Source organism: Allosalinactinospora lopnorensis (assembly GCF_000981225.1).
In the GTDB taxonomy this organism is placed as follows: Bacteria; Actinomycetota; Actinomycetes; order Streptosporangiales; family Streptosporangiaceae; genus Allosalinactinospora; species Allosalinactinospora lopnorensis.
Genome location: NZ_LAJC01000022.1, coordinates 38685 through 55449 on the forward strand (window position 1 = coordinate 38685; position 16765 = coordinate 55449).

10 protein-coding genes and 2 pseudogenes are annotated in these 16765 nt (G+C 69.2%); 7 read left to right on the forward strand and 5 right to left on the reverse strand.

The features are described from left to right. Positions 1-107: 107 nt before the first annotated feature. The 4 genes from VS93_RS10430 to VS93_RS10445 form a co-directional block, all read right to left on the reverse strand. Positions 108-1115, reverse strand: a complete 1008-nt coding sequence (locus VS93_RS10430; protein ID WP_046469772.1) for an adenylate/guanylate cyclase domain-containing protein — start codon at positions 1113-1115, stop codon at positions 108-110. A gap of 164 nt (positions 1116-1279) precedes the next feature. Further along, positions 1280-1822: a PH domain-containing protein gene (locus VS93_RS10435; RefSeq protein WP_046469773.1), complete on the reverse strand. Its 543-nt coding sequence runs from the start codon at positions 1820-1822 to the stop codon at positions 1280-1282. 69 nt (positions 1823-1891) lie between these two features. Beyond that, complete coding sequence (locus VS93_RS10440; RefSeq protein WP_046469774.1) at positions 1892-2755, reverse strand: biotin--[acetyl-CoA-carboxylase] ligase; 864 nt, start codon at positions 2753-2755, stop codon at positions 1892-1894. Between the two features lie 269 nt (positions 2756-3024). Further along, positions 3025-3270, reverse strand: a complete 246-nt coding sequence (locus VS93_RS10445) for a hypothetical protein (RefSeq protein WP_046469775.1) — start codon at positions 3268-3270, stop codon at positions 3025-3027. A 148-nt stretch (positions 3271-3418) separates the two neighbouring features. On the opposite strand from VS93_RS10445, the gene dnaE reads away from it, so the two are divergent. Next, entirely contained in the window at positions 3419-6976 is a 3558-nt protein-coding gene (gene dnaE, locus VS93_RS10450; protein WP_046469776.1) for a DNA polymerase III subunit alpha, read from the forward strand. 41 nt (positions 6977-7017) lie between these two features. On the opposite strand, the pseudogene VS93_RS10455 reads toward dnaE, so the two are convergent. Next, positions 7018-9572, reverse strand: a pseudogene (locus VS93_RS10455) (phosphoenolpyruvate carboxylase). A gap of 219 nt (positions 9573-9791) precedes the next feature. On the opposite strand from VS93_RS10455, the gene VS93_RS10460 reads away from it, so the two are divergent. The 6 genes and pseudogenes from VS93_RS10460 (at position 9792) to VS93_RS10480 (ending at position 16765) form a co-directional block, all read left to right on the forward strand. Next, a complete protein-coding gene (locus VS93_RS10460; protein WP_052745665.1) occupies positions 9792-10274 on the forward strand; it encodes a MarR family winged helix-turn-helix transcriptional regulator in 483 nt (160 codons plus the stop codon). After that, the gene (locus tag VS93_RS31420) at positions 10249-11694 is read left to right on the forward strand and encodes a PEP/pyruvate-binding domain-containing protein (RefSeq protein WP_236700465.1); all 1446 of its coding nucleotides are present in this window, start codon (positions 10249-10251) and stop codon (positions 11692-11694) included. Before VS93_RS10460 ends, VS93_RS31420 begins: the two co-directional genes overlap by 26 nt. Beyond that, positions 11694-12851 (forward strand): PEP-utilizing enzyme, encoded by a 1158-nt coding sequence (locus VS93_RS31425; protein WP_236700466.1) that lies wholly within the window; start codon positions 11694-11696, stop codon positions 12849-12851. The genes VS93_RS31420 and VS93_RS31425 overlap by 1 nt, the downstream gene beginning before the upstream one ends. A 165-nt stretch (positions 12852-13016) precedes the next feature. After that, positions 13017-14620: pseudogene (locus tag VS93_RS10470) on the forward strand (acyl-CoA carboxylase subunit beta). Next, positions 14620-14880: an acyl-CoA carboxylase subunit epsilon gene (locus tag VS93_RS10475; protein WP_046469777.1), complete on the forward strand. Its 261-nt coding sequence runs from the start codon at positions 14620-14622 to the stop codon at positions 14878-14880. Before VS93_RS10470 ends, VS93_RS10475 begins: the two are co-directional and overlap by 1 nt. A gap of 118 nt (positions 14881-14998) precedes the next feature. Continuing rightward, the gene (locus tag VS93_RS10480) at positions 14999-16765 is read left to right on the forward strand and encodes an acetyl/propionyl/methylcrotonyl-CoA carboxylase subunit alpha (protein WP_046469778.1); all 1767 of its coding nucleotides are present in this window, start codon (positions 14999-15001) and stop codon (positions 16763-16765) included.

Genomic DNA, 16765 nt, shown 5'->3' on the forward strand with positions numbered 1-16765 from the left:
CGGAAGACCGCCCCGCTGGAAAGAACTTCCACCGATCCGCCCGGAGGACAGCCGGAAAACCCGCACTGGCGGGCGGTTCCGCGCCCCTGACGAGGAGGACCCGACGATCAGCTCTGCGGGCGGGCCCCCTCGAAGCTGCGGCGCAGAGCATAGGGCTGCAACTGCCCCAGGCCGTGCGCATGCCGCGGCCGCACGGCGACCACCTGCAGCGACTCCTCGTCCTGCAGCTGATCGGCGAGCGCCTCGTCGATCAGGACTGTACCCGGCCGGGCGAAGGAGGTGAGGCGGCTGGACCTGTTCACCGTCGTTCCGAAGACGTCGCCGAGCAGCGCGAGCACGGGGCCGTAGGCGAGGCCGACCCGCACATCGGGCACCTCGACGTGCGTCTTGACCCCGTCGGCGAGCTGCAGCGCGATCTCGGCCGCCTGCCGTGCGGAGTTGCTGACATAGAGGATCTCGTCGCCGAGCGTCTTGACCAGCCGGCCGCCGCCCGAGGCCACGATGTCGGCGGAGGTCGCCTCGAAGCCCTCGACCACCTCGGCCAGTTCCATCTCGTCGAGCTCCCGGCTCAGCGTCGTGAACGACACCAGGTCGGCGAAGCCCACGACGAGCGGGAAGTAGGTGGGGGCGGCGTCGTCGCTGTTCTGCATGACCGCCAGGGTTCGGGCGGCGGAGGCGGCGAGCTGGCGCCGCCAGATGTGCACGAGCAGGCGCTCGATATCGGGCAGCAGGTCTTTGGCCAGCTCCACGAGCGGGCCGAGCCCGGACTCGTCGGCCTTCGCTCCCGGCTCGTAGGACAGCGTGGTGAGGATGCTGGTCTGCCATTCCGCCAACCGGGCCATCGTCTGCCCCATGGCGCGGGCCAGCCGGACGGCGGCCTCCTCGTCGAGGATGTCGTCCTCCAGCAGCCGGCCGGTGATGCGCAGCGCCTCGACGTCGCTTTCGGTGAAAGCAGGGACGTCGTCCCCCCGGGTGGCGAACCCGAGCGCCCGCCAGACGCGGGTGGAGAACTCCGGGGAGACCTCCGCCCGCCGTACCGCCTCGTCCCGTGTGTAGAGCGCTTCGCCCCCCAGCAGGACAGCTTCGATCTCTTTCGGGTCGGGACGCGAGGACATACGTTCTCTCGTGTTCGGGGCCGATCCGGTGGTGAACCCGGCACCGGCCGGTCGGACGACACGGTCACGTGCGTGTGTGCCTGTCGGTTTAGTACGTGGGGGGTAGGCCCGTCAAGAAAACGGCGCTTCCTGCTCAGCGGAGGGCCGGGGCCGGGCCGACGGCGTCAGTACCCCGGATCCGGGGGCTGTCCCCACTGCCCCGGAGGGAACTCGCGCCGCTGCGCCTCGTTCACCTGGCGATAGATCTCGCTCTGCAGCCACTCGACGTGCGGCACCCGCTCCAGCACCATACCGTCCTGCTCGGAGGCCGACTGGATGGACAGGGTCCCGTAGCGCATGATGCGCTCCCAGAGGGAGATGCTGAACGTGACGTCGTTGACGCGGGTCAGCGGCATGTCGCGGCCGTGCTTGGAGACCAGCCCGTAACGCTCCATCAACCGGCGGCTGCTCAGGATATAGACGGTGTTCCACCATTTCAGCAGCGGGACGAGCCAGAATACGAGTGCGGCGAGGACGGCGAGGCCGAGTACCGCGTAGACGGCCCATTCCCCCCATTCCTGGTCACTGGGAAGCACCCACAGCAGCCCGGCCGCGGCGGCGATGATGACGAGCAGCAGCAGGAACTCCCCTATCAGGGTGCTCCAATGCTGCCTGGTGACGTGCACCAGCTCCTCGTCATCGGCCAGATAACGGTCCGCGATAGCCATATGACGAATACTGGCACAGTTCACCCCCGCGGGGAGAGCCCCCGGAGCTCCCCCCTACAGGTCACGGTGTCATCCGGACGGGCGGACGTGCACCACGTCGCCGGCGCTCAGCGCCTTCTCGCCGCCCCCGGGAACGCGCACGGTGAGCCGGCCGTCGGGGTCGACCCCGGTGGCCTCTCCCTGCAGCACGCGGTCCCCGGGCAGGTGCACCCGTACCCGCCGGCCGATCGTTCCGCAGTGCTTCCGGTACTCTCCGGCGAGCCCGCTCGCCTCGGCGTCGCCCCCGTGGCGCACCCATTCCCGGTAGCGGTCGGCGAAGGCGCGCAGGACGGCGCGCAGCAGCGGGTCGCGATCGGTGCACGGGGCCTCCTCCAGCGCCAGGGAGGTGGCCGACTCGACGGGGAGCTCCGCGCGCCGCTGCGACACGTTGAGCCCCATCCCGATGACGACCGCCGTCCCCTCCGGTACGGCCACGGCCTCGGAGAGGATCCCGGCGAGCTTGCGTTCCGGTCCCCCGCCCGCCGCCTCCCGGGTGAGGACGTCGTTGGGCCACTTCAGACTCGCGGGCAGCTCGGCCACCCGGCCGATGCCGCGCACCGCCGCCGTCCCCATGAGCAGCGGCAGCCAACCGTAGCGGTTGAGCGGTACCTCAGGGGACACCAGCACCGAGAACGTGAGTGCGGCGCGCGCCGGGGTCGTGAAGCTCCGGTCCAGCCGGCCACGCCCGGCCGTCTGGTGGTCGGTGACCAGCACTGTTCCGTGCGGGGCGCCTTGCTGCGCGCGCCGCGCCAGCTCCGTGTTGGTGGAAGCGGCCTCGGGCCGCACCTCGATCTCCCGCCACAGCCCGTCAGGCCGGACGAGCGCGCGGTTCAGCGCGGCCGCCCGCAGCGGAGGCCGGTCGAGATCCGTGAACGGCGAGTGGCCAGAACCCATGCCCCTATTCCACCAGCCCGCAGGCGGGCCGGGACCACTCCCGGCCTGGACGGGCGGCGCTGTTGTCAGCGCTGATCTCTCATCGAAGCCGTACCGATGGTGTCAGTAGCGGCGTTCGTTAAATGTCGCCGGGTCGGGACCGATGGAGTCTGCCGATCTCCCGATAGCGCCGAAACGTTCGAGTTGTTACCTCACAGGCCGGATAGTGAACCCGCCCGGGTTGGCGTGGGGTAGGCGCGCAGCCTCCGGTGGATTGTTGCCTCTCGTGTTCACTGCGGGTTGAGGATCTTGATGATGTCTTCCACCGTGACGCGTACGTGTGCTGGGACGTCGTGGACGGTGAATCCGGCTTCGCTGTCAGGGCGTCGTGAGCCGGTTGCGAGCATGTGCTGGTAGGACTCGGCCTGGTCCAGGATGTCGTTGATGATGGTGTCGGCCGCGTGCCGACCGACCTGTTCGTAGAGGCGGTCGCCTAGCCCTGCCGGCCTGGTCTTTTGTTCATCGGTGAGTGCCATGTCCCGCCTTTGGCGTGAGTGATGCCACGAGGGTTGCGTGGTGTGGTTGAACTGGGCTTTTCTGAAGGTCTATCCGTGGCTCATGGTCGCAGAGTTAGGGTGTGAACCACTCCTAGCCGACCCGATATCCGTCCGGAAGCGAGCAGTCGTGGCCGACCCGTTTGTTCATCTGCATGTTCACACCGAGTACTCGATGTTGGACGGCGCTGCGAAGTTGCAGCCGCTGTTCGCGGAGGCGGCCCGGCAGGGCATGCCCGCGGTGGCGATGACGGACCACGGCAACATGTTCGGCTCCTATGAGTTCTGGGAGCAGTCCAAGAAGTCCGGGGTCAAGCCGATCATCGGCATCGAGGCCTACGTGGCGCCGGAGTCGCGGTTCCACAAGCAGCGGGTGCGGTGGGGACGCGGCGACTCCGATGAGAGCTCCGAGGCCGGCAAGGACATCTCCGGTGGCGGCCGCTACCTGCACATGACGATGTGGGCGCGCAACGCCACAGGGTTGCGCAACCTGTTCCGCATGTCGTCGCTGGCCTCGATCGAGGGCTACTACGGCAAGCCCCGCATGGACCTGGAGCTGATGAGCCGGTACCACGAGGGGGTGATGGTCTCCACCGGCTGCCCCTCGGGCGGGGTGCAGACCCGGCTCAGGTTGGGTCAGGAGAAGGAGGCCATCGACTACGCCGCAAAGCTGCAGGACATCTTCGGCCGCGACAGCGTGTTCCTGGAGCTGATGGAGCACGGGGTCAACATCGAGCGCCAGGTGCGCGACGGCCTGCTCAAGGTCGGCAAGGAACTGGGGCTGCCGCCGCTGGTGACCAACGACTCCCACTACGTCACCCAGGACCAGTCCGCGGCCCATGATGCGCTGCTCGCGGTGGGGGTGGGCAAGAACCTGGACGACCCCAACCGGTTCAGGTTCAACGGGGACGGCTACTACATCAAGTCCGCCGAGGAGATGCTCAGCCTGCTGAACCTGGATGAGTGGGCACAGGGCTGCAAGAACACGCTGTGGGTGGCCGAGCAGGTCGAGGAGGACTGCTACGACGAGGTGTTCGCCCAGCGCGACCTGATGCCCAAGTTCGACGTGCCCGAGGGAGAGACCCAGTCCTCGTGGTTGCGCAAGGAGATCGAGCGGTGCCTTCCCGACCGGTTTCCCGACGGGACCGGCCAGGAGGTGCGCGATCGCATCGAGTACGAGCTGAACATCATCGAGTCGATGGGGTTTCCGGCCTACTTCCTCGTGGTCGCCGACATCTGCCAGTACGCGCGCCGCAACCGGATCGCCCTGGGGCCGGGCCGCGGGTCGGCCACCGGGTCGATGATCGCTTACGTGCTGGGGATCACCGATCTGGACCCGCTGGAGCATTCGCTGATCTTCGAGCGGTTCCTCAATCCCGAGCGTGTGACGATGCCCGATATTGACCTGGACTTCGACGAACGTCGTCGCGGGGAGATCATCGACTACGTCACCCAGAAGTACGGCGAGGACGCCACCGCCCAGATCCTGACCTTCGGCACGATCAAGGCCAAGGCCGCGGTCAAGGACTCCACCCGCATCCACGGGTTCCCCTACTCGCTGGGCGACCAGATCACCAAAGCGTTCCCGCCCGCGGTCAACGGCAAGGAGATCCCGCTGGTCGCGGTCGATGACGAGCACCACGAGCGCTATGCCGAGGCGGTGGAGCTGCGTTCCCTGGTCGAAAAGGACCCGCAGGTCAAGAAGGTGATGGAGACTGCCCGGGGCATCGAGGGGCTCACACGGGGCACCGGGGTGCACGCCGCAGGGGTGATCCTCTCGGCCGAGCCGCTGCTGGACGTGGTGCCGTTGCACAAACGCGACACCGACGGCGCCATCATCACCGGGTTCCCGTTCCCGCAGTGCGAGGACATGGGCCTGCTGAAGATGGACTTCCTCGGGTTGCGCAACCTCACCGTGATCGACGATGCCATCCAGAACGTGAAGTCCAACGAGGGCGCCGACATCGACCTGGCCAGGCTTCCGCTGGATGACAAGAACGCCTATGAGTTGCTGTCCCGCGGCGACACCCTGGGGGTATTTCAGCTGGACGGGACCGCGATGCGTGCGCTGCTGCGCCGGATGCAGCCGAAGAAGTTCGCCGACATCGCCGCCGTATTGGCCCTGTATCGGCCTGGGCCGATGGCCGCCAACGCCCACAACGACTACGCCGACCGCTCGAACGGCCGCCAGGAGGTCACCCCGATCCACCCCGAGCTGGCGGAGGCGCTGGAGCCGATCCTGGGCGAGTCGTTCCACCTGCTGGTGTTCCAGGAGCAGGTGATGGCGATCGCCCAGCAGCTCGCCGACTACACCCTCGGCCAGGCCGACCTGATGCGCCGGGCTATGGGCAAGAAGAAGAAGGAGGCCCTGGAGCAGGAAGAGGTCAAGTTCTTCCAGGGCGCCAAGACCAAGGGCTTCTCCGAAGAGGCCGTCAAGGCGTTGTGGGACGTCATGCTTCCGTTCAGCGGCTATGCCTTCAACAAGTCCCACACCGCCGGCTACGGGCTGGTGTCCTACTGGACCGCCTACCTCAAGGCCAACCACCCGGCCTCCTACATGGCGGCGCTGCTGACCTCGGTGGGCGACGACAAGGACAAGATGGCGGTCTACCTCGCCGAGTGCCGCAGCATGGGCATCAAGGTGCTCCCGCCCGACGTCAACGAGTCCGGGCTGCGGTTCTCCGCGGTCGGCTCCGACATCCGGTTCGGCCTGGGGGCGGTACGCAACGTCGGCGCCAACGTGGTCGAGTCCATCGTGCGCACCCGCAAGGAGAAGGACGCCTTCACCTCGTTCGTGGATTTCCTGTCCAAGATCGAGCTGACCGCGTGCAACAAGCGCGTCGTGGAGTCGCTGATCAAAGCGGGCGCCTTCGACTCCCTGGGCCACCCGCGCAAGGATTTGTGCGACCACCACGAGCACGCCGTCGATGCCGTGATCAGCGCCAAGAAGCAGGAAGCCATGGGTCAGTTCGACCTGTTCGGCGGCGCGAGCGAGGCCGAGACCTCCGCGCCGATCGGGCTGGACATCACCTGGCGCGAGGCCGAATGGGACCGCAAGCAGAAGCTGGCCTTCGAACGCGAGATGCTCGGGCTCTACGTCTCCAGCCATCCGCTGGCCGGCGCCGAACGGATCCTGGCCCGCTCCCGGGACGCCTCCATCCTGGAGATCACCTCCGGTGAACGGCGCGACCGCTCCGAGGTGCAGATCGCCGGGCTCATCTCGGCGGTGGAGAAGCGGATCAGCAAACAGTCCGGCAACCCGTGGGCCAAGGTCACCGTCGAGGACATGGACGCCTCCATCGACACCTTGTTCTTCGCCGAGTCCTACACGCTCTACGCCGACGCTCTCACCGAAGACACCGCGGTCTCGATCAAGGGACGCGTGAAGGAACGCGAGGGCGAATACTCCATCCAGGCCATGGAACTGACCCTGCTCGACATCAGCCACGTCTCCGAAGGCCCGCCCCCGATGCTGCTGAGCGTGCCCGAAAAAAGGCTGACCCCGCAGCTCGTGCGCGACCTCAAACAGGTCCTGCGAAGCCACCGCGGGCAGACCCCATTGACCATCCGGGTGGACAATCTGGTCAAGTCCCGAATCTACGAGATCCCGGACTACCCAATCCAAGTCGGGCCCGAGTTCGCGGGCGAGATCAAATCCCTGCTCGGAGCCGACGCCATCACCTACTGACGGCAACGGGTGGCCCCGAAACCGGGGCCACCCTGCCGCGGTCAGCCGGTGTTCTGCAGCCCGGCCGCAACACCGTTGACCGACAGCAGGAGCAGGCGCTCCAGGTGGTGCTGATCGTCTTCCGAGAGTTCCTCGCTCTCGCCGCGCAGTGCCTTCAGCGCGCGCAGTTGCAGGTGCGACAGCGCGTCCACGTAGGGATTGCGCAGGTCGACGGCACGGGAGAGCACCCTGCGGTTCTCCAGCATCCTCGTGTGCCCGGTCACCTTGAGGACGAGGTCGCGTGTGCGGTCGTACTCGGCGAGCACCTGCTCCGTGAGCTCTGGGCGGCCGCCCAGGGCCAGGTAGTGCTCGGCGATCGTCCGGTCGGTCTTGGCCAGGCTCATCTCCGCGTTGTCGAGCAGCGAGGCGAACAGCGGCCACTCGTTGTAGGCCGCGTGCAGTGTCCCCGGATCGTCGACCGAGGCCAGCCCGGTACCCAGGCCGTACCACCCGGGCAGGTTGACGCGGGTCTGGGTCCAGGCGAACACCCACGGGATGGCGCGCAGATCGTCCAGGCCGCGCGCGGCCGAACGGCGTGACGGGCGCGAGCCCAGCCGCAGGTCGCCGAGCTCCTCCAGCGGACTCACCTGGGAGAACCATTCGGCGAAGCATCGGTGTCGATCAGCGAGCGGTAGGCGGAATAGGCGGCGTCGGCGACGCGGTCGGCCAGCTTGCGGAACTTCTCGGCCGCACCCCGCACGCCTTCCTGGACGTTCTCGTCCGAGGCCATGAGCACCGCGTGCCCCACCTGCTCGATGTGCCGGCGCGCGATCGCCCGCTGACCATAGCGGGCGAAGATGACCTCGCCCTGCTCGGTGACCTTGAACCGCCCGTCCACCGAGCCCGGCGCCTGGGCGAGCAGCGCGCGGTTGGCCGGGCCGCCGCCGCGGCCCAGGGAGCCGCCGCGGCCGTGGAACAGGGTGAGCTTGACGTCGTTGGCCTCAGCCCACGACGCGAGGTGGGCCTGCGCGTCGTACAGCCGCAGGGTGGCACTGACCGGGCCGACGTCCTTGGCGGAGTCGCTGTAGCCGAGCATGACCTCCAGGCGACGGCCCGACTGGTTGAGTCGCCGCTGCACGTCGGGAAGCTCCCGCATGCCGTCGAGTACCCGCGGCGCCGCCTCCAGGTCGGCACCGGTCTCGAACAGCGGAATGACGTCGAGCACCGGGGTCCGGCCGGCCGGCAGCGCGTGCGCGGCCAATTCGTACACGGCGGCGACATCGGCGGCCGAACGGGTGAAGCTGACGATGTAGCGGTGGCAGGCGTCCACGCCGAACCGCTCCTGGATCCAGGCGACGACCCGCAGCGTGGCGAGGACCTCCTCGGTCTTCTCCGAGGGCTTCTGGCCCGCGCGCAGTTCCTGCAGCGCCTGCGTGTGCACTTCGCTGTGCTGCCGGATCTCCAGCTCGGCGAGGTGGAAGCCGAACGTCTCGACCTGCCAGATGAGGTGCTGCAACTCGCCGTTGGCCTGCCTGTGCGCGCCCGCGGCGCTCAGGGACGCCTGCACCGTGCGCAGGTCGGACAGCAGCGCCTCGGGGTTCGGGTAGGCGAGGTCGGCATCGCGTTCGCGGGTGGCCCGGAGCCGATCGGTGGCGAAGAGCAGCAACTGGCGGTGCGGTTCGTTCGGGGAGCCCTTGGTGATCTCGGCCATCGCACGGGGGTGCCCCGCCTTCGCGGTGGCCAGCGTGTCACGCAGGTCCTCACTGGCCGGGGTGAGATTGCTGTAGGCGGTGAGGGTGGAGCCGATCCGGCCGCAGGCGTCCTCCAGCGCCCGCAGTACGTGCTCGGACTGGATGGTGATCGCCTGGCGCGTGACCTCGTGCGTGACGTAGGGATTGCCATCGCGGTCGCCGCCGATCCAGCTGCCGTACCGGACGAACGGCTTCGCCTGCGCGGGCCTGCGCCCCGTTCCCTCGGGATCGATCGCGGTACTGAGCGACCGGTAGATCTCCGGGACGACCTCGAAGATGGTCTCGTCGAAGGCGGAAAGGGCGGTGCGGACCTCGTCGAGCGGGTCCAGCTTGGTATAGCGCAGCTGGGAGGTGCGCCAGAGCAGGTCGATCTCCTCCAGAAGGTGCCGGCGCGCCTCGACCTCGGCCGTGCTGCCGGGGTGGGCGGCCCGCAGCCGCTCCAACTGCCCGCTGATCCGCAGGATCGCGGTGGACACGGCACGCCGCCGCGCCTCGGTGGGATGGGCGGTCAGAACGGGGCGGAACTCCATGCCTTCCACCAGTTCCCGCAGCCGATTCTCACCGGAGTTCTCCCGGATCTGCCGCACGGCGGCGGCCAGCGACTCGTGCGGCGGGTGGTCGGCGTCGTCGCGCTCGCGCAGGGCGCGGATCCGCTGGTGCTCCTCGGCGAGGTTGGCGAGGTGGAAGTAGACGGTGAACGCCCGGGCGACCTGCTTGGCCCGTTCCAGCGGCCACGACTCGACCAGGGCGGTGATCTCGTCACCGGTGACCGTTCCGTCACGGGCGCCGATGACAGCGCGCCGCAATCGCTCGACGTCGGCGAGCAACTCCTCCCCACCGCTCTCGGCCAGCACCGCACCGAGCATCTCACCCAGCAGGCGGACATCTCGCCGCAGCTGGTCGGGCATCTCCTGACGCGCACTGTCGCGTTCCGCGCTTACCGCTGTCATACGCACGACGATACCCGGATTGGTCTGAACCAGTGGCGATCGGGGTGTGGACAAATACGTCTTTCCGCGGCCGCTGATGGCAGATATGATTGTGTATAAACAACTGATGCGATTCGGCAAATATTGTGTCTTCGCATGCACTTTGGGGGCGCGATGACCGGGGACGAGGACGAGCGCGAACAGCTGATACAGCTGTTCAGCACCATGCAGAGCGACGTGGTACCGACGCTGCTCCGTTCGATGGAGCACGGGGACCTGCAGATCGTCCAGAGTGCCGCGTTGCACGTGCTGGTCCGCGGCGAGCAGCCGACCGTGAAGGAGCTGGCGGCCACCATCGGTCGCTCCGTCTCCCAGACCAGCCGCGTCGTCGACCAGCTGGTCAAGCGGGGGTTCGTGGAGCGGAACGAGGACCCGGCGGACCGCCGGGCCAGGCGCCTGCGCATCACCGGGCAGGGTCGCTCGGTGATCCGCGAGCTCCAGCGGATCCGGCTCCAGGGACGCATGGAGATGGTGGACCGCCTCACCCCCGAGGAGCGTCAGACGGTGATCCAGGCGATGGAGCTGCTCGCCAAGGCGGCTAGGAGGTATCGGGATGGCGATCGCGGAACCGAGGACTGAACACCCCGCCGTCATCGAACTGGCGTCGATCGACGCGGGTATGGCCGACCAGGTCGGCGGTAAGGCGGCCAACCTCGGCGAGCTGCTGCGCGCCGGCCTGGCCGTGCCGCCCGGCTTCTGCCTGACCACGGACGCCTACCGGAAGACCGCCCGGCTCGACCCGGTGATCGAGGAACTCGGGCGCACCCCGGCCGGAGAGAGCGAGCGCCTGAACGAGCTCGCCGCCCGCGCCAGGGCGGTGATCCTCGACACTCCGGTTCCCGACTCCCTCCGCGCGGCGATCGCCGGCGCCTACGAGCGGCTCGGCGACGATGACCGGACAGCGGTCGCGGTCCGCTCCTCGGCCACCGCGGAGGACCTTCCCGACGCCAGCTTCGCCGGCCAGCAGGACACCTACCTCGACATCACCGGCGCGGACGATGTCGTGGACGCGGTACGCCGGTGCTGGGCCTCGCTGTGGACCGACCGGGCGGTGGCCTACCGGGCCGCCAGCGGCATCGGGCGCGACTCCGTGTACCAGGCGGTCGTCGTCCAGCGCATGGTGGACGCCCGGGTCGCGGGCGTGCTGTTCACGGCCAATCCGGTGACCGGAAGGCGCACCGAGATGGTGGTCGACGCCGCGGAGGGGTCGGGCGCGGCCGTCGTCTCCGGTTCGGTGACCCCAGACCACTTCGTCATCGACGCCGAGAGCGGGGACGTCGAGGGTGACGGCTGCCTGTCAACCGCCGAACTGGCCGAGCTCAGGGCCACGGGTGATCGCGTGAGTCGCCACTACGGCGCGCCCCAGGACATCGAGTGGGCGATCGACGACGAGGGCACGTTGTGGCTGACCCAGTCCCGTCCGATCACCACGCTGTTCCCGCTGGCGGAGACGAGCCGACCGGGACCGCGGGTGTACCTGTCGGCGAGCGCGGCGCAGGGCGTGCTGCAGCCGATGACACCCATGGGGATGTCCGCGATGCGGCTCGCGGCGGCCGGGTTCCTCCAGGTGGCCGGTATCAAGACCGATCCGATCGACGGCCCGGAAGGGTTCGTCGACGTCGGGGGGCGGATGTACGTCGACGTGACCGGTGTGGTGCGCAGTAGGAGAGCGAGGAAGAACCTCAGGGAGCGGATGGGTATCCAGGGACCCCGGGTGGCCTCGGCGATCGAGCGGGTCCTTGAGGACCCGCGGTTCTCCCCTCAGCCCGGCCTCCCGTTCCGCAAACGCTCGATGGCGAGGGTCATGCTGCGGTTCGCGGCCCCGGCCGCGGTCTCGATGCTGCGGACGCTCGCCCGCCCGGACGCGGCCCGGGCGCGCGTGTACCGCCTCGGCGAAGAGCTCGAACGGGTGACGACCGCTCCCGACGGCCTGACCACGGCGGAGGAGCGGCTGCGCTTCGTCGCGCACGCCGGCAGGTCCGCCATGCGTCGGAGATGATGAGTATCCTCTGGCCCCTGTGGGCGGCGATGGTGGCGAGCTGGACCCCGGAAATCCTGCTCAAGGGCATCGCCGAAGAGGGCGAGGTCGACACCGTACTGCGCGGGATGCCGCACAACCCCACCACCGAGATGGACCTGGCCCTGTGGAAGCTGGCCTCGGAGGCGACGGGGGACGCCCGCGAGCTCCTCGTGAATTCCCCGCCCGAGGAGCTGGCCGCCCGCTACCGGAACGGCACGCTGCCCGACATCGGGCTGGACGCCTTCCTCGACGCCTACGGACGGCGCGCCGTCGCCGAGATCGACCTCGGCGTGCCCCGCTGGGCCGAGGATCCCACCCCCGTGTTCGCGGCGATCGCGGGCTACCTCCGGGTCACCGACCCGGAGCAGACCCCCGACCGGCGGTTCGCACGGGCGGCGGCCGAGGCCGAGGCCAAGATCGACGAGCTCGTGCGCCGGGCACGCGCGAAGCGCCCGGTACGCGGGTGGCTCGCCGGTCTCATGATGCGCCGGGCGCGCGCTCTGGCGGGCCTGCGGGAGCTGCCCAAGTTCTGCTGGCTGCACGGGCTCGCCCAGATGCGCGAGCAGATGCTGCTGGTCGGCGAGGAGCTCGCCGGTAACGGGCTCCTGGAGCGGCCGGACGACATCATGTTCCTGGACTTCCGCGAAGCACAGGCGGCCGTGCGAGGAGCCGACCCGCACGGGCTGGTCGCCCAGCGGCGGGCCACGTACGAACGGGAGATGCGGCGGCGCCACGTTCCCAACGTTCTGCTGTCCGATGGAACCGATCCGGAGGCCCTGGGGGCGCCGGCCACGGCCGGTGAGGGGGTTCTCGCCGGGATGCCGGCGGCGCCCGGGAAGGTCACCGGGCGGGCGCGGGTCATCCTGGATCCCGCGGGCGCCCGGTTGGAGCCCGGTGAGATCCTCGTCGCACCGTCCACCGACCCCGGGTGGACCCCCTTGTTCATGACAGCGGGCGGCCTGGTGACCGAGACGGGATCCCCTGTCAGCCACGGGCCCACGGTGGCCAGGGAGTACGGCATCCCCGCGGTTATCGGTGTCCGGGACGCCACCCACCTGGTCCGCACGGGCCAGGAGATCACCCTCGACGCCGCGAACGGGACGGTCACGTTCGGGGAGGACGACGGGCGGGAGTGAGCGCTCCGCACCGGCGGAGAACGCCTCCGGCCGGGGTCCGCTGGACGCCGGGACGCCTCGTCCGCCGCCGGAGGAACGCGACCCGACTGGGCCGATTGGCACATACCGGCCAGTAACTAGGGGCACGTCATCACGCGGATCCATGCCGGACTACGCTGGTGCCTTATGGCGACCGAAGCCCCAGAACCGCTCCCCGCAGGGAGATCGATATCCACACCACTGCGGGCAAACTGGCCGATCTGCAGCGGCGCCGCTACGAAGCCGTGCACGCCGGGTCCACGAGAGCCGTCGAGAAGCAGCACGCCAGAGGCAAGATGACGGCGCGCGAGCGCATCGACGCCCTTCTCGACCCCGACTCCTTCGTGGAGTTCGACGCCCTGGCGCGGCACCGCTCCACCAGTTTCGGCCTGGAGGCGAACCGCCCCTACAGCGACGGTGTGGTCACCGGGTACGGCACCGTGGACGGCCGCCCGGTCGCGGTGTTCAGCCAGGACGTCACCGTCTTCGGCGGCTCCCTCGGCGAGGTCTACGGGGAGAAGATCGTCAAGGCCCTCGACCACGCGCTGAAGACCGGGTGCCCCATCATCGGCATCAACGAGGGCGGCGGCGCCCGGATCCAGGAGGGCGTGGTAGCGCTCGGCCTCTACGCCGAGATCTTCAAGCGCAACGCGCACGCCTCCGGCGTCATCCCGCAGATCTCGCTGATCATGGGCGCCGCCGCCGGCGGGCACGTGTACTCCCCCGCGCTCACCGACTTCGTCGTCATGGTCGACAAGACCTCGCAGATGTTCATCACCGGCCCCGACGTCATCAAGACCGTCACCGGCGAGGACGTCTCCATGGAGGAGCTGGGCGGGGCCCGGACGCACAATACCAAGTCCGGGGTGGCCCACTACATGGGCAGCGACGAGCAGGACGCCCTCGACTACGTCAAGGATCTGCTCTCCTACCTGCCGGGCAACAACCTGGAGGACCCCCCGGTCTACGACGCCGCCGACGAGTCCGAGATCACCAGCACCGACCGCGAACTCGACACGTTCATCCCGGACTCGGCGAACCAGCCCTATGACATGCACCAGGTCATCGAGCACGTCTTGGACGACGGCGAGTTCCTTGAGGTGCACGCCCAGTTCGCCGCCAACGTCATCGTGGGCTACGGGCGCGTGGAGGGCCGGCCGGTGGGCGTGGTCGCCAACCAGCCGGTGAACCTCGCGGGCTGTCTGGACATCGACGCCTCGGAGAAAGCCGCCCGTTTCGTCCGCACCTGCGACGCCTTCAACGTCCCGGTGCTGACCCTGGTGGACGTGCCCGGCTTCCTGCCCGGCACCGACCAGGAATGGGACGGCATCATCCGGCGCGGCGCCAAGCTGATCTACGCCTACGCCGAGGCCACCGTCCCCCTGATCACCGTGATCACCCGCAAGGCATACGGCGGCGCCTACGACGTGATGGGCTCCAAGCACCTCGGTGCCGACATCAACCTGGCCTGGCCCACCGCCCAGATCGCGGTCATGGGCGCCCAGGGGGCGGTGAACATCCTGCACCGGCGCACGCTCGCCGCCTCCGAGGACGTGGAGGCCGAACGCGCCCGGCTGATCCAGGAGTACGAGGACACCCTGCTCAACCCCTACTCCGCGGCCGAGCGGGGCTATGTCGACGGCGTCATCATGCCCTCGGAGACCCGGACCTCGGTGGCCAAGGCCCTGCGGTCGCTGAGCAACAAACGCAAGCAGTTGCCGCCCAAGAAGCACGGGAACATTCCACTCTGATGTCTGCGCCCCCCACCGCCTCCGGACCGCAGCAGCGTACCGCCGGCCACCTCCGGGTGGTGCGCGGCTCTCCCACTTCCGAAGAGGTCGCGGCACTGGTCGCCGTGCTGACCGCGCGGGCCCGGGCCGCCCAGGCCGCGCGTGAGAGCGCGGCGTCCAGGCGGGCCCCGGGCTCGACCTGGCGGGACCGTTCGCGCCTCATGCGCCGCCCGCTCCAGTCGGGCCCCTCAGCCTGGCGTGCCAGCTTCCGTCCCGGATGAGCCACTGGCGCCCACCCGGGCGGGCCACCCGGGGCGGGCTCCCGCCTCGCTTCTAGACTTCGTTACAGCCTCGCACGACAGGGCGCGAGAGCCGGCCGTACCAGGAGGAGTTTCGACCGTGCGTAAAGTTCTCATCGCCAACCGCGGCGAGATCGCGGTACGTGTGGCGCGCGCCTGCCGTGACGCCGGGCTGGGCAGTGTCGCGGTCTACGCCGAACCCGATCTCGACGCCCTGCACGTCAAAATCGCCGATGAGGCCTACGCACTGGGCGGCCAGACCCCCGCCGAGTCGTATCTGAACATAGAGCGGATCCTGGCCGTCGCCGCCGAGTCCGGTGCCGACGCCGTCCACCCCGGCTACGGGTTCCTGGCCGAGAACGCCGACTTCGCCCAAGCGGTCATCGACGCCGGGCTCGCCTGGATCGGCCCGCCCCCGTCAGCCATCAGGTCACTGGGCGACAAGGTGCAGGCCCGCCACATCGCGCAGAAGGTCGGCGCCCCGCTGGTCCCCGGCACGCCCGACCCGGTCTCCGGCGCCGAGGAGGTCGTGGCCTTCGCCGAACAGCACGGCCTGCCGATCGCCATCAAGGCGGCCTTCGGCGGCGGCGGGCGCGGCCTGAAGATCGCCCGCACCATGGTCGAGGTCGCCGACGCCTACGAGTCCGCGGTACGCGAGGCCACTTCGGCGTTCGGCCGCGGTGAGTGCTTCGTCGAGCGCTACCTCGACCGGCCGCGCCACGTGGAGACCCAGTGCCTGGCCGACTCGCGCGGCAATGTCGTCGTGGTCTCCACCCGCGACTGCTCCCTGCAGCGCCGGCACCAGAAGCTGGTCGAGGAGGCCCCGGCCCCCTTCCTCTCCGCCGAGCAGCAGGACCTGCTGTACTCGTCCTCCAAGGCGATCCTGCGCGAGGCCGGTTACATGGGGGCGGGCACGTGTGAGTTCCTGGTGGGCGAGGACGGCACCATCTCGTTCTTGGAGGTCAACACCAGGTTACAGGTGGAGCACCCGGTGAGTGAGGAGGTCACCGGCGTGGACCTGGTACGCGAAATGTTCCGCATCGCCGACGGCGGGGAACTCGGCTACGACGACCCGGAGCTGCGCGGGCACTCCTTCGAGTTCCGCATCAACGCCGAGGACGCCGGGAGCGGCTTCATGCCGGCACCAGGCACCATCACCTCGTTCACCCTTCCCGGAGGTCCCGGTGTGCGCGTCGACACCGGGTGCGAAACCGGGTTCACCGTCCCGCAGGCGTTCGACTCCATGGTCGCCAAGCTCATCGTCACCGGCGCGAGCCGCGGCGAGGCGCTGCAGCGCTCGCGCCGGGCGCTGGCCGAGTTCGAGGTCGGCGGAATGCCCACGGTCATCCCCTTCCACCAGGCGGTGGTCGACGACCCGGCGTTCGCCCCGCAGGGGCCCGGCGTGCCGTTCTCGGTGCACACGCGGTGGATCGAGACGGAGTTCGAGAACACCGTGACGCCGTACAGCGGTGAGATCGCGCAGTCCGAGACGGCCGGACGCGAGGCCGTGACGGTCGAGGTCGGCGGCAAGCGGGTCGAGGTCGTCCTGCCTTCGGGTCTCGGCACCGACACCGGTGGAGCAGCCGGCACCGGCGCGAGGAGGCCGCCGAAGCGCAAGGCCGTCGGCTCCGCGGCGGCCGCGGTGAGCGGGGACGCGCTGGTCTCGCCGATGCAGGGCACCGTCGTCAAGGTCGTGCTCGGCGACGGCCAGGAGGTGGCCGAAGGCGACACGCTCATCGTCATCGAGGCGATGAAGATGGAGCAGCCGATCAAGGCGCACAAGAACGGCACGGTCACCGGCCTCTCCGTCACGGCCGGGGAGACCGTCACCAACGGCGGGGTGATCTGCGAAATCAAGGACTCCTGA

What these genes read in the sequence shown, in the direction of transcription:
- VS93_RS10435 (WP_046469773.1), bottom strand. Translation starts at nt 1,822, where the DNA reads ATGGCTATCGCGGACCGTTATCTGGCCGATGACGAGGAGCTGGTGCAC.
- VS93_RS10445 (WP_046469775.1), bottom strand. Translation starts at nt 3,270, where the DNA reads ATGGCACTCACCGATGAACAAAAGACCAGGCCGGCAGGGCTAGGCGAC.
- VS93_RS31420 (WP_236700465.1), top strand. Translation starts at nt 10,249, where the DNA reads ATGGCGATCGCGGAACCGAGGACTGAACACCCCGCCGTCATCGAACTG.
- VS93_RS10460 (WP_052745665.1), top strand. Translation starts at nt 9,792, where the DNA reads ATGCACTTTGGGGGCGCGATGACCGGGGACGAGGACGAGCGCGAACAG.
- VS93_RS31425 (WP_236700466.1), top strand. Translation starts at nt 11,694, where the DNA reads ATGAGTATCCTCTGGCCCCTGTGGGCGGCGATGGTGGCGAGCTGGACC.
- VS93_RS10430 (WP_046469772.1), bottom strand. Translation starts at nt 1,115, where the DNA reads ATGTCCTCGCGTCCCGACCCGAAAGAGATCGAAGCTGTCCTGCTGGGG.
- VS93_RS10440 (WP_046469774.1), bottom strand. Translation starts at nt 2,755, where the DNA reads ATGGGTTCTGGCCACTCGCCGTTCACGGATCTCGACCGGCCTCCGCTG.
- VS93_RS10475 (WP_046469777.1), top strand. Translation starts at nt 14,620, where the DNA reads ATGTCTGCGCCCCCCACCGCCTCCGGACCGCAGCAGCGTACCGCCGGC.